Annotated in this window: 10 protein-coding genes and 1 tRNA gene; 5 read left to right on the top strand and 6 right to left on the bottom strand. The window is 71.3% G+C overall.

Annotation, left to right across the window (positions count from 1 at the left end):
- Positions 1 to 90: 90 nt before the first annotated feature.
- Together U1T56_RS01465 and U1T56_RS01470 are read right to left on the bottom strand one after the other, a co-directional pair.
- Entirely contained in the window at positions 91 to 1,095 is a 1,005-nt protein-coding gene (locus tag U1T56_RS01465; protein ID WP_418157646.1) for an SDR family oxidoreductase, read from the bottom strand.
- A 142-nt stretch (positions 1,096 to 1,237) separates the two neighbouring features.
- Entirely contained in the window at positions 1,238 to 1,756 is a 519-nt protein-coding gene (locus U1T56_RS01470; protein ID WP_418157647.1) for an adenine phosphoribosyltransferase, read from the bottom strand.
- Between U1T56_RS01470 and U1T56_RS01475 the strand changes: the two genes are divergently transcribed.
- Positions 1,755 to 2,297, top strand: coding sequence for a DUF192 domain-containing protein (locus U1T56_RS01475; protein WP_418157648.1), 543 nt, complete (start codon positions 1,755 to 1,757; stop codon positions 2,295 to 2,297). The two genes, U1T56_RS01470 and U1T56_RS01475, sit on opposite strands and share 2 nt — an antisense overlap.
- 216 nt (positions 2,298 to 2,513) lie before the next feature.
- Here the strand turns inward: U1T56_RS01475 and U1T56_RS01480 are convergent, their stop codons facing one another.
- Positions 2,514 to 3,083 (bottom strand): phosphate-starvation-inducible PsiE family protein, encoded by a 570-nt coding sequence (locus tag U1T56_RS01480; protein WP_418157649.1) that lies wholly within the window; start codon positions 3,081 to 3,083, stop codon positions 2,514 to 2,516.
- 824 nt (positions 3,084 to 3,907) lie between these two features.
- Here U1T56_RS01480 and U1T56_RS01485 point away from each other — a divergent pair.
- On the top strand, positions 3,908 to 5,074 hold the full coding sequence (locus U1T56_RS01485; RefSeq protein WP_418157650.1) for a hypothetical protein: 1,167 nt from the start codon (positions 3,908 to 3,910) through the stop codon (positions 5,072 to 5,074).
- Here the strand turns inward: U1T56_RS01485 and U1T56_RS01490 are convergent.
- The 3 genes from U1T56_RS01490 to U1T56_RS01500 form a co-directional block, all read right to left on the bottom strand.
- On the bottom strand, positions 5,043 to 6,248 hold the full coding sequence (locus tag U1T56_RS01490) for a pyridoxal phosphate-dependent aminotransferase (RefSeq protein ID WP_418157651.1): 1,206 nt from the start codon (positions 6,246 to 6,248) through the stop codon (positions 5,043 to 5,045). The genes U1T56_RS01485 and U1T56_RS01490 overlap by 32 nt on opposite strands.
- Before the next feature lie 288 nt (positions 6,249 to 6,536).
- On the bottom strand, positions 6,537 to 7,553 hold the full coding sequence (locus tag U1T56_RS01495; RefSeq protein ID WP_418157652.1) for a transglycosylase SLT domain-containing protein: 1,017 nt from the start codon (positions 7,551 to 7,553) through the stop codon (positions 6,537 to 6,539).
- Positions 7,554 to 7,590: 37 nt separating this feature from the next.
- Entirely contained in the window at positions 7,591 to 8,517 is a 927-nt protein-coding gene (locus U1T56_RS01500) for an N-formylglutamate amidohydrolase (protein WP_418157653.1), read from the bottom strand.
- 148 nt (positions 8,518 to 8,665) lie between these two features.
- Between U1T56_RS01500 and U1T56_RS01505 the strand changes: the two genes are divergently transcribed.
- The 3 genes from U1T56_RS01505 to U1T56_RS01515 all read left to right on the top strand — a co-directional run bounded on the left by U1T56_RS01505 (position 8,666) and on the right by U1T56_RS01515 (position 12,000).
- A tRNA-Val gene (locus tag U1T56_RS01505) sits at positions 8,666 to 8,740 on the top strand.
- Positions 8,741 to 9,022: 282 nt separating this feature from the next.
- Complete coding sequence (locus U1T56_RS01510) at positions 9,023 to 9,157, top strand: hypothetical protein (protein ID WP_418157654.1); 135 nt, start codon at positions 9,023 to 9,025, stop codon at positions 9,155 to 9,157.
- The gene (locus U1T56_RS01515) at positions 9,154 to 12,000 is read left to right on the top strand and encodes a PAS domain S-box protein (RefSeq protein ID WP_418157655.1); all 2,847 of its coding nucleotides are present in this window, start codon (positions 9,154 to 9,156) and stop codon (positions 11,998 to 12,000) included. The genes U1T56_RS01510 and U1T56_RS01515 overlap by 4 nt, the downstream gene beginning before the upstream one ends.
- Position 12,001 lies beyond the last annotated feature (1 nt).

The raw sequence follows: 12,001 nt of genomic DNA on the forward strand, positions 1-12,001 counted from the left end.
AGCCTCCCGGCAGGCTCGGTCGCCTGCTCGACATGCTACGGGCGGGATCGGATTCCGGATCCTACCATCCCGCCCGACGAGCGGCAGCGCCTAGCGCGCGTGGCCCTGCCAGGGCCTGCGCGCGAGCGCGGCGACCAGGCAGACCGTGCCGAGCCCGGCCATGCCGAGCCCGAGGAGGCGCAGCATCGTGTCGGCGGTGGCGCCCGAAGCGACCTGCCCCTGCCAGCCGCCGTGGACCGCGGCCGTGGAACCCGATGGATCGTAGAGATTGCCGGGATGAGGGCCTTCCGGACGGGGAGCCAGCATGCCGCGCTCCTGGAACGTGCCGACCAGGCGGGTGGTCACGGCCTGCGGCAGGAGGGAGCGGGCGGCCTGGAGCAGCCGCCCGGCATCGCCGACCGTCACCTCGGCTCTCGGGTGATGCATCAGGCGCACGATCGCCTCGGCCACCTGCGCGGGCGGGTAGACCGGCGCCATGGCCTGAATGTCGTGGCCGGTGTAGTTGGCGGCGTGCTGGAAGATCGGGGTGTCGATCGCCGCCGGCATGACGGTGCAGACGTGAATGCCGGGCTCGTCCTTGACCTCCATGCGCAAGGCCTCGCTCAGGCCGCGCACGCCCCATTTGCTGGCGACGTAGGCGGCGGAGTAGATCTGGCCGACGCCGGCGACGATGGAGGCGATGTTGATCAGGGTGCCGCGCCGGCGCCGACGGAAATGGGCGAGCGCCACGCGTGCGCCATAGGCGGTGCCGAGAAGGTTGGTCTGGACGACGCGGGTGAAGTCCTCGGGCGGCACCTCGTCGATGCGGCCGATCAGGAGCACGCCGGCGTCGTTGATCCAGGCGTCGAAGCCGCCGAACTCGCGCTCGGCGCGGGCAGCGAGCTCCTCGACCTCGGGATAGGAGCCGACGTCGGTGGGCACGGCCAGGGCGCGGGCACCGAGATCGGCGCACTCGCGCTCGACCTCCTCGAGCTGGTCGGCGGAACGGGCGGCGAGCACGACCCTGGCACCGCGACCGGCGAAGGCATGAGCGGTGGCGCGGCCGATGCCGCTCGAAGCGCCCGTGATGACGACGACCCGATCCTTGAACTCCATCGCTGGCTCCTTCACGCGCGTGAGAGGGGTGAGCGGCGATACGGCGCGCCCGCCGGTCGGTCGGATCAACCGGCAGCGCCCGAGCCCGTTCCTATGCTCCGCGACGATCAGGAAAGCCGCCGATGCCGGTACCCGTCGCGGCTCAGCCGCCCTCGTAGCCGAGCAGTGTCGTCATCGGCACGTCGAGCCTGGCCCGGCCCTTGAGCCCCATGAGCTCGATCAGGAACACCGCCCCCGCCACCTCGGCCCCCACCTTCCGCAGGAGCTGCACCGAAGCCTGCGCCGTTCCGCCCGTGGCGAGGAGATCGTCGATCAGCACCACCCGGCTGCCGGCGGGCACGAGCCCTTCCGCCACCTGCAGCGTGTCGCTGCCGTATTCCAGATCGTAGGCGTGGCTCACCACGGCACCCGGCAGCTTTCCCACCTTGCGCACCATCGTGAAGCCGATGCCGAGCTTGTAGGCTACGGGTGCAGCGAAGATGAAGCCGCGGGATTCGATGGCGGCGAGCACGTCGGGGCGGTAGGCTCTGACCGCGTCGGCCAGCCGCTCGACCGTCTCCCGCCACGCCTCGGCATGGGCCAGCAACGTGGAGATGTCGTAGAACAGAATTCCGGGCTTGGGAAAGTCCGGGATCGTCCGGATGTGAGCCTTGAGATCCATGCGCGTTCGTCCCGTCCCGACCATGGTGGAGCCGCCGGTGCTCCGTGATGGCACGCCGCCGCCGCGCCGCCAAGCCATGACGCGACGCCAAGCCCTCGCCGCGGGCTGCGGCCTCGCGGCCGCGGCCGCCGCGTGGGCGGCCGCTGCTTCGGCCGAGACGGCGGGCGAGCTCTTCATCGAGACGGCCAAGGGCCCCCGACGCTTCACGGTCGAGCTCGCCGACACGCCCGAGACCCGGGCGAAAGGCCTCATGTTCCGCGAGAGCATGCCGGTCGACCATGGGATGCTGTTCGACTTCGGGACGGAGCAGCCGGTGGCGTTCTGGATGAGGAACACGCCGCTCCCGCTCGACATGCTGTTCATCGACGCGCACGGGGTCGTGGTCGGCATCGCGCGCGACACGACCCCTTACTCGGAGGAGCCGATCCCCTCGGGCCGGCCGGTCCGGGCGGTGCTCGAGGTCAACGCCGGCACCGCCGAGCGCCTCGGCATCGTACCGGGCGCTCGCGTGCGGCATCCGATCTTCGCGACCGGCGGCTGAGCGCGTCGGCGCCACCCGACCGAGCCGCTTCTCCGCCCGCCTTCCTGGCCTCCGCCGCCCCTGGCCGGGAGAAGGTCTGCCGAAGCCGCGAAAGCCGGATGCCGCCGCGACGCCGGCCACGGCTCGCGAGGGCCGCTCGCTCTTGCCGCCCGCAGCAGGTGCTGCCGACCGTCTTTCCCGAAGCGGGCCGCGGATCGAAGGCCGGACGTGGCGCGGCTACGATCCGCCGGCGCTCCGACGTCCATGGGCGCCGTGTCCCGCCTCCGTCCCGCCGACGGGCTCGTCCACGTCGGCACGCGGGCTCGGCCGGTCGCCGGAAGCCTCGTGTGCCTCGCGATAATCCTGCTCGCGCACGAGCCAGTAGACCCCGCCCAGGGCCAGCACGGCGAGCGCCAGGCCGATCAGGGTGAGCGGCTCGGTCTTGGTCGCGTCGATGAGGATGAACTTGCGCACGAGCGCCAGGAGCGCGATCAGCACCACGGTCTGGACCTGGACGATGCTGTGCTTGCGCTCGAGCACGCCCAAGAGCGAGTGCTTGAACTCGAGCGCGATCAGCACGGTCATGATCATGCCGAAGATGGTCTGGAACACCGTCTGGTTGGCCGGATCGACCGCGTCGACCAGCAGCAGCATCACGATGCGGGCGCTCAGGTGCCAGGTCGCGGCCAGGATCACCGCCGCGATCAGAAGCGTCAGGATGAGGCAGACGATCTGCTCGAACCGCTCGTAGAAGGTGAGCGTGCTCCAGTTCTCACGGGTCTCCTGAAAGCTGTTCCTCGTGTTCATGCAGCGGTCTCGGTCACAGGGAATGTTCTAGGGGTCTGGAGACGGAGCGCGGGTCGGATGGCCCGATGGCGAGGGTCGAGCATCTCGGGAAGCTGCCGGGTCATTCTCGGGCGTGCCGCGGATGCCCCGATGTCGTCGGCGCGACGCCATGCTTCGCGGAGCTTTGGTCCACGCACCTTCGACGACGGAGCTCGACGCTGTCGATCATGGGCGTCGCTCCAGGTCAGATTACGCGCGATTCCCGACATCTGGAAGAGCGATGCCGACCGGCTGCGCCGGGCCTCCCGCGGCTGTGGCGGGACGACACCCACGAGCGGTGCCGCCGGCAGGTCGTGTGCCCGGCTCCAGCTCAGGATCAGCGGGGAGGCCCGATCCCACCGGCACGCCCCGTCCACCGTCGGTCGCGTCCGGCGGACCCGCCATCGGCACTGCCGGCCCATGGCCGCGAGCCATCCGCAGAGTCCGACGTGCACGACCGTCTCAGCCGTCCCTGCTGGACGACCGCCCTCGTGCACCCACGTCCTTCCGTCCTCACGCCGGGGCAATCCTGCCGGACCTCGGCGCGACGGCAGGCGCCGGCCAGCCGTCGATCCGCATCGGCACGCGCGCCCCGTTCCCGAAGCTCTCTGCCGATCGGGCGAGGATCGGCCGCCCGCGATCACGCCCGCCCGCCGTGCGTCTTCGCGCGAGCGAATCGGGCTGCTCCAGCGAGCGGCGCCACACGACACGGTGCCGGATCGGGGCATCATCGATCTAGGCTTTTCATCCTAAATATGCTACGTTCCTCATCCGTCGAGCAACCCGCCGCGGTTCGGAGCCGAGCGATGGACGTGACGAGCAGCCCCTCCCCCGACCGGCCGAGGCTCACCCGGGCCGAGGCCGCGCGCCTGAACGGCGCGAAGTCCCGTGGTCCCGTCACCGAGGCCGGCAAGCGCCGCTCCGCCATGAACGCGCTGAAGCACGGGCTCACCGCCGACCGCTTCACGCTCTCCCGCGGCGAGGACGCCGAGGCCTACGCCGAGCTCGAATCCCGCCTCGCCGCGCGCTTCGCGCCGCAGGACGAGATCGCGGCCCATCTCGTGCAGCGCCTGGCCTCGGTGATGTGGCGCCAGTACCGGGGTGATCGGATCGAGGCCGAGGTGCTGGCCCAGCGCGAGCGGCGGCCCGATTCCAGCTACATCGGCGGCTACGTGCCGGGCTCGCCCTTGGTCTGGGACGCGGGCCGCTTCAACGCCGTGCAGCGCTACCAGGCGCGGCTCGACCGGATGCTGTTCCGCCTGCTCGACGCCCTCGCCCGCCACGAGCCTCTGCCCGAGCCGGACGAGGCCGCGGCAGCGCCGGTCGAGCCGGCCGCGGCCGGGTCCGTAGCGGCACCGGCGGCAGCCGGGGCGACGCCACGAGACGAGCCCGCGATCGCGCCCCGCAGCGCGGCAGCGCGACGAAACGAGCCGACGGCGCCGCGAAACGAACCCACGGCGGCGGCTACGGATGGAAAGGCCTCGCCGCACGCCGCGCTGCCGCCCATGGGCGAAGCCGGAAAACCGGCGCCCGCCTCGGCGCCCGATATCGGGCCGTCCCGTAGCATGGGGGTGGAGGCGTTCCTGCAGATGCGCCGAGGCATCGCGGCCGGGCAGGCAGCGGGGTGGGGCGGCCCGGCGCCGGCGGGCGCGCCGCTGCGAAACGAACCCGAGAGGGCAGCAGCGGCGGCGTCGGTCGGAGCGCCGGTCACGCTGCCGAAGGACGGGCAAGATGCCGTCGCCCGAAGCGCCGGCAGCCCCGCGGCGCCACCGCCCGCTCTGCTCGAGGCTTCCGCGCCCGATCGCCGCCTCGAGCTTCGGTATCTCCTGGCGAGCGGCGACCGGGCCGGCGTCGAGCGCTTCGTGGAGGCGGGCCACATGAGCCGGCTCGGGCCGGCGTGGTCCGAGGTGCTGCCCGCCACGCCGGACTGCCCGACGGCGGTCAATCCGCGAGCCGCTCGCAGAAGCGGATGATCCTGGCGCAGGCCTCCTCGAGCAACGCCGTGCTCGTGGCGTAGGAGATGCGGAAATAAGGGTCGAGGCCGAAGGCGCTGCCATGGACCACGGCGACCCCCTCCTCGTTCAGGAGCTCGCGCGCGAAGTCCTCGCTGGTGGCGAGCGTCACCCCCTTGGCCGTGCGCCTGCCGATGACCCCGGCGCAGCTCGGATAGACGTAGAAAGCGCCCTCGGGCCGATGACAGCGCAGGCCAGGAGCGCGGTTCAGCATGTCCACGACGAGGTCGCGCCGCTCCTTGTAGACCGCGTTGCGCTCGGGCAGGAACGAGAGATCGCCGGTAAGGGCCGCCACCGCCGCCGCCTGGCTGATCGAGGACGGGTTCGAGGTCGACTGCGACTGGATGACACCGATCGCCTTGATCAGCTCCTTGGGCCCGCCGGCATAGCCGATCCGCCAGCCCGTCATGGCATAGGCCTTGGAGACGCCGTTGACCGTGAGCGTGCGACTCCTGAGCGAAGGCTCGACCTGGACCGCGGTCGCGAAGGTGAACCCGTCGTAGACCAGGTGCTCGTACATGTCGTCCGTCATCAGCCACACGTGCGGATGGCGGACGAGGACGTCGGTGAGCGCCTTGAGCTCTTCGGCGCTGTAGGCGGCACCGGTCGGGTTGTTGGGCGAGTTGAGGACGACCCACTTGGTCTTGGGCGAGATCGCCTCCTCGAGGTCCTCGGGCCGAAGCTTGAAGCCGGTCTGCTCGGGACAGGAGACGAACCTGGGCGTACCACCCGCGAGCAGCACCATGTCGGGGTAGGACACCCAGTAGGGGGCGGGGATCACCACCTCGTCACCGGGCTCCACCGTCGCCATGAAGGCGTTGTAGAGCACCTGCTTGCCGCCCGTGCCGACGGTGATCTCGTCGGTGCGGTACTCGATGCCGTTCTCGCGCTTGAACTTCAGGGCGATCGCCTGCTTCAGCTCGGGCGTGCCGTCCACGGCCGTGTACTTGGTCTCGCCCCGGCGGATGGCCGCGATCGCCGCCTCCTTGATGTGCTCCGGCGTGTCGAAGTCGGGCTCGCCGGCGCCGAGGCCGATCACGTCGCGGCCTTGCGCCTTCAGCTCGCGCGCGAGATTGGTGACCGCGATGGTGGGCGAGGGCTTGATGCGGGCGAGGCTCGAGGACAGGATCGACACGCTTGGAGACTCCCGGCGCTGCAGTCGGCCCCCCTCTTAGTTCCGAGCGCCCGCTCTGACAACCGCCGCCACACGGCCGACCTCGGGCGCTCGGCCCGGCGCGGCCTCGCCCGCGGAGCTCGGGCAGGGCGCCCGCGCCGTACGGGCCGAAGCGCCGACACCGTTCCGGTCCTGCGCGTGGCCGGCAGGGCCGCGCCCGTTTCCCGGCCGCCGAACCGTCCGCCAGCGGGTGTACCGCACGCCCGGGCCTCGCCGCTCCTCGCCGACGTCCGGCGGACTCCGGGACCATCATGGCGGCACCGGGATCAGGACGCGACGCGACGAGACCAACCGCAGCCGGCTGCCGGGAAGCCGTACGGACTGCGGCACGACGACCCTCGCACCGGGTGCCGGCGACGGCTGCAGCACGTCCGCCCGGCCCGTGGCCGGGATCAGCTCGAGGACGCCGCGACCCGAGACGCCTGCGGCCCCACGGCTCGGCGCAGCCGGAGACGGGCGCCGCTCCGGGAAGGTTGCCGGCCGCAGAGGCAAGGCTGCCGGCCGCAGGCTCGTCAGGCCAGCGACGGAACGCGGCCCGATGCGGCCCCACATGCTCTCCGGTACGGCATCCCGCCCTTCCCCGATCCGGCCCGCGGCCGGCAGGAGACGGACGAAGCCGCGCGCCGCTGCCGTCTGCAGCGGCGGCGAAACGCGCGGGCGCAGCACGTCGGGGGCTACCCCTTCGCGACCTCCCGTCAGCTCGGGCGCACGCCCCAGCCGTACCTCCTGCCAACGGTCGTAGACCTTCTCGCGGTAGGCGCGCCCTTCCTCCTCGCGCGCGGTGTGGTAGCGCTCGACGGCTCTGGCCCAGGAGGGGGAGCTGTCGCGCAAGCGGCTCAGGAAGCCGGCGCCGTAGGCGACGTTGCGGGCGGGATCGAACGCCTCGTCGAGGCTCGCGAACGCCCCCGGATGGTGCATCAGGTTGATCTGCATGCAGCCCACGTCGATGTTGCGCCGCCCGCTGCGCTGCAGGCCTTCGACATGGGCGATCGCCTCGGCCTTGGTCGCGAAGTAGCGGCCATCGCCGCCGCTGTTCACGGTCCAGGGCCAGGGCGCCGTCCGGCCCCGGCGCGCGTCGTAGCGCCCGGACTCGCTGAGCGCCACGGCGCCCAGAAGGCCCGGCGGGACCCGGCTCGATGCCTCGGCGGCCCGGATCGCGGCAGCGCAGAGCTCGGCGTCGTCGGCCAGCGCCGGCCGCACGACGGGCGGACCGGCAAGGAGGAAAAGCGGAAGGAGAAGAACGACCAGCCGCACCGGTATGCGCATCCTCTCGTGTGCCGCCGAGAGGATGGCACGCGAGGGCTTAAGCCATCCTTAAGGCCCGACCGGAGCCGATGCCGCAGATCCGGACGGGCGCCGGCACGGGGCGCGGCACATGATGCGCGAGCTCGAGCACGGTCTCGGTCAGAAGGCGGACGAGCTCGCCCAGGAGTTCCTGCAGCCAGGCGAAGCCGGCGTGCGGCTCGTGGCTGGCCTCGTCCATGAACAGGCTGCGCCGGAGCTCGAGCTGGAGCGCATGGCTGCCCTGGAGCGGCCGGCCGTAATGCTCGGTGATGTGGCCGCCGGCATAAGGACGGTTGCGCGCGACCTTGAGCCCGGCGGCGGCGAGGAAGCGCTCGGCCACCTCGACGAGCCGCGGATGGCAGCTCCGCCCGAAGCGGTCGCCCAGTGCCACGTCGACCGGCGCCTCGTCGCGCAGCGGCGGCTGGACGGTGGGCATGGAGTGGCAGTCGAGCACGAACGCGGCGCCGAAGCGCTGGCGCCGCTCGCGGACGAGACCTGCGAGCTCGGCATGGTAGGGCTCGTAGACCTCAGCGAGCCGGCGCTCCAGTTCGGCGACCGTCAGGCGCTCGCGATAGATGGGCTCGCCCATGAGGCGGGTAGGAACGATGCCGAGGCCGGCGCGTGCCTTGACGGTGAGTCTCAGGTCGGGGGCCGCTGCCGGGTCGAGGAGTGCTTCGGGGTCGAGCTCCGAGGCCTCGCGGTTGAGGTCCACGACGGCGCGCGGGTAGGTGGCGGCGATCAGCGTGGCGCCGGCCGCGCAGCCGCGGACGACCAGCTCGTCGATCGGGCCGTCCTCGAGCGGGCGGAGCTGCTCGGCGGTCACCCGGAGCTGGGCCAGGAGGTCCTCCGGATAGAGCCGGCCGCTGTGCGGCGAGGAGAGCACGACCGGCGAGTGCTGGCCGACCGGAGCAACGATCAGGTAGGGCACGCTCTGAGACTGCTGCATCGCCTTTCTTCGCCCGTGGTGCCGGGGACAACACCATAGCGCGATCGGCGCCGCAAGCGGCGACGGGGCCGCAGCAGCGGATATGCCACGCCGGCCCGCAAAACACCCCTTGCGCCGGCCCGCGGTTTTGCCTAGAAGCCGGGGCCACGGGCGCGTAGCTCAGCGGGAGAGCACTACGTTGACATCGTAGGGGTCACTGGTTCAATCCCAGTCGCGCCCACCATTCCCGTCGAGAACCTCGCCAGGAACTCTTTCTCGGGTTCCATCTTCCGAGGCGCAGCGATCCTGCCTCGTCATCCGACGTCGTCATTCGGTCGTCCGCAGCGTACATCGTCGCCCTCGCCGTGCTCCCGCGCAGCTCGGCCGTCGTCACCCGAGCCGGAGCGGAACGGTCCGGATGGGCGGGAAAGGATTGCGTGCAACCATCCGTCACATCGCGTCGTGGCGATATGAGCCCCTAGCTTTCTGCTGCGAAACGAACGACGCCTCGTTGGACCGATCGGACATGATCCGGCTTTTCCCGCTGCGCTCGACGAGCGGCAGCCCCTGGCGGCTCGGCACCGCGGTGCCGCTTTGCGACGTCGCGAACGAGCCGGCCGCCATGCGACGGCTGGCGGACGCCGGTATCGTCGAGCGATGATGCCACCTCCCCTGCCGCCCGACGAGTCCGCGCGTCTCGAGGCGCTGCATCGCCTCGACATCCTCGACACGGCACCCGAGCCCGTGTTCGACCGCATCGCCCGGCTCGCCGCCAGCCTGTTCGCGGCGCCGATCGCGTTCGTGAGCCTCGTCGATGCGGAGCGTCAGTGGTTCAAGGCGCGCTGCGGCATCGACACCACGGAAACCCCGCGCGAGCACGCCTTCTGCGCCCACGCGATCCTCGCCAGCGCGGCGCTCGTCGTCGAGGATGCGCATGAAGACCCCCGCTTCGCCGACAGCCCACTGGTGACCGACACCCCGCGCATCCGCTTCTACGCGGGTGCACCGATCGTCACGAGCGACGGCTTCCGCCTTGGCGCGGTCTGCGCGATCGACACGGTCCCGCGCTCGCCCACCGCCGAGCAGATACGCGGTCTCGAGGACCTCGCGGCCATCGTCGCGACCCAGCTCGAGCTGCGCCGCACGGCGCAGGAGCACACGATCTACCGGGCGATGGTCGAAGCGATGCCGGACCAGGTCTACGCCAAGGACCCGGACAGCCGCTTCATCGCCGCGAACCTGGCCACCGCCGCCTTCATGGGTGTGGCGAGCGCCAAGGATCTCGTCGGCAGGAGCGATACCGACTTCCATCCCCCGGAGCTCGCCGAGGCCTATCGGCGCCACGAGCAGGCCGTGCTCGCCCGAGGGGAGGCCATCGTCGTCGAGGAGATCGTGAGGCGGCGCGACGGCAGCACGCGCTGGCTCTGCTCGCTCAAGGCGCCGATCCGCGACGAGAGGGGCCGGATCGTCGGCCTCGTCGGGCACAATCGCGACATCACCGCGGAGAAGCGGCTGCGGGAGGAACTGGCAGCGACGCGGCAGCACCTCCAGGACGCCCTCGAGAACATGGCGGACGGCCTCGTTCTCTACGACCAGGACGAGAGGATCGTCCTGTGGAACAGGAAGGTCGAGGAGCTCTTTCCGCGCAGTCTGGAGGAGCGGGTGGCCGGCCGCCCCATCCACGAGCTCGCGCGTGCGATGGCGCTGCGCGGCGAATACAAAGGAATCGGCGCGCTGGACGCGGAGTGCTGGTTCGCGGAGCAGTACGCCGGCTTTCTCTCCCCGGAAGGATCGGCGTTCGAGACCGCGAGCGGGATCTGGCTCCAGGGCATCGCGCGTCGGACCAGCTCCGGCGGGCTGGTCGTGGTCTACCGCGACATCACCCGGCTGAAGCACGCCGAGGCGGCGGCACAGGCGAACGCGGCCCGGCTCGGCGCGATCCTGGACACCGTGCTCGACGGCATCGTCACCATCGACGAGCAGGGCACGATCGAGGCAGTCAACCCCGCTGCCGAGCGTCTGTTCGGCTATGCCGCCGAAGAGATGATCGGCCGCAGCATCACCATGCTGATGCCGGAGACCCATCGCCTCGCCCATGGCGACCGCATCGCCCGCTATCTCGTCACCGGCGAGCGCCGGGCGATCAGGATCGGCTGCGAGGGGGAAGGACGACGCAAGGACGGCGCCGTTTTCCCGGTCGAGCTCACCGTCGGCGAGACCCGGCTCCACGGCCGCAGGCTGCTCACCGGGGTCGTGCGCGACGTCACGGAACGCAAGGAGCGCGAGCGCGAGCTCGCGGCGGCGCGGGTGGCCGCGGAGGCTGCGGCCGAGGCCAAGGCGCGCTTCCTCGCCCAGATGAGCCACGAGATCAGGACGCCCATGACCGCGGTGCTGGGCTTCGCCGAGCTGCTCCGGGCGAGCGTGCTCGATCCCGAGCAGAAAGCCCAGGTCGAGATCATCCTCAAGACCGGCCGGGATCTCCTCGCCATCCTCAACGACGTGCTCGACTTCTCGAAGCTCGAGGCCGGCAAGCTCGAGATCGCGCACGAATCCTTCCGTCTCGACCGGCTCCTGCAGGAGCTCGTCTCGGTGGCGAGCGTCCTGCTCGCCGACAAGCCCGTCGGATTCGAGCTTCTGGCCGACCCGTCCCTGCCCTCGGCCGTCACGGGCGATCCCATCCGGCTCAAGCAGGTGCTCACGAACCTGCTGGGCAACGCCGCCAAGTTCACCGAGAAGGGATGGATCCGGCTCCAGGCGATGCCGGCGAGCGACCGCGTCGTGCGCTTCGCCGTCACGGATACCGGCCCCGGCATCGCGCCCGAGCAGCGGGGAAAGCTGTTCGAGAGCTTCAGCCAACTCGATACCACGCGCGGTCGGCACGGCGGCACCGGACTGGGGCTCGCGATCTCGAAGCAGCTGGTCGAGCGCATGGGCGGCCGGATCGGGGCCGAGAGTGCCTCCGGACAGGGCTCGACCTTCTGGTTCGAGCTACCGCTCTCACCCGCGGCCGAGGCGCCATCGCCGTCGCCCCCGGCCGAGGTGGGGATGCGCCCTCTCTCGGTGCTGGTGGCGGACGACGTGTTCACCAACCGCGAACTCCTGAAGGCGCTGCTGCAGCGCGACGGGCATCGGGTGCGGCTCGTGGTCAACGGGGCGGAGGCGGTGACGGCGGTGCGGGACGAGGTACCGGATCTCGTGCTCATGGACGTGAGCATGCCGGAGATGGACGGGCTCGAGGCGACACGGCGTATCCGCAGCCTGGGCGGGGCGGCGGAATCGGTACCGATCGTGGCCATCACCGCGCATGCCTTCGCCGCCGACGTCGAGGCCTGCCGCAACGCCGGCATGAACGACCATCTCGCCAAGCCCATCGACCCGCAAAAGCTGCGCGAGGTCCTCGCCCGGATCGGTCCGAGGTCAGCCGGCGCGAGCCGGGATGCCGTCCCGCCGGAGCTCACGGACGTCACCGTCGCGCGGCAGCACGCTGCCGGAGGCACGGGCTGAC

Origin of the sequence: Benzoatithermus flavus (genome assembly GCF_037908215.1) — a bacterium.
GTDB lineage: Bacteria > Pseudomonadota > Alphaproteobacteria > Geminicoccales > Geminicoccaceae > Benzoatithermus > Benzoatithermus flavus.

What these genes read in the sequence shown, in the direction of transcription:
- U1T56_RS01495 (WP_418157652.1), bottom strand. Translation starts at nt 7,553, where the DNA reads ATGCGCATACCGGTGCGGCTGGTCGTTCTTCTCCTTCCGCTTTTCCTC.
- U1T56_RS01510 (WP_418157654.1), top strand. Translation starts at nt 9,023, where the DNA reads ATGATCCGGCTTTTCCCGCTGCGCTCGACGAGCGGCAGCCCCTGGCGG.
- U1T56_RS01470 (WP_418157647.1), bottom strand. Translation starts at nt 1,756, where the DNA reads ATGGATCTCAAGGCTCACATCCGGACGATCCCGGACTTTCCCAAGCCC.
- U1T56_RS01475 (WP_418157648.1), top strand. Translation starts at nt 1,755, where the DNA reads ATGCGCGTTCGTCCCGTCCCGACCATGGTGGAGCCGCCGGTGCTCCGT.
- U1T56_RS01465 (WP_418157646.1), bottom strand. Translation starts at nt 1,095, where the DNA reads ATGGAGTTCAAGGATCGGGTCGTCGTCATCACGGGCGCTTCGAGCGGC.
- U1T56_RS01515 (WP_418157655.1), top strand. Translation starts at nt 9,154, where the DNA reads ATGATGCCACCTCCCCTGCCGCCCGACGAGTCCGCGCGTCTCGAGGCG.
- U1T56_RS01485 (WP_418157650.1), top strand. Translation starts at nt 3,908, where the DNA reads ATGGACGTGACGAGCAGCCCCTCCCCCGACCGGCCGAGGCTCACCCGG.
- U1T56_RS01480 (WP_418157649.1), bottom strand. Translation starts at nt 3,083, where the DNA reads ATGAACACGAGGAACAGCTTTCAGGAGACCCGTGAGAACTGGAGCACG.
- U1T56_RS01500 (WP_418157653.1), bottom strand. Translation starts at nt 8,517, where the DNA reads ATGCAGCAGTCTCAGAGCGTGCCCTACCTGATCGTTGCTCCGGTCGGC.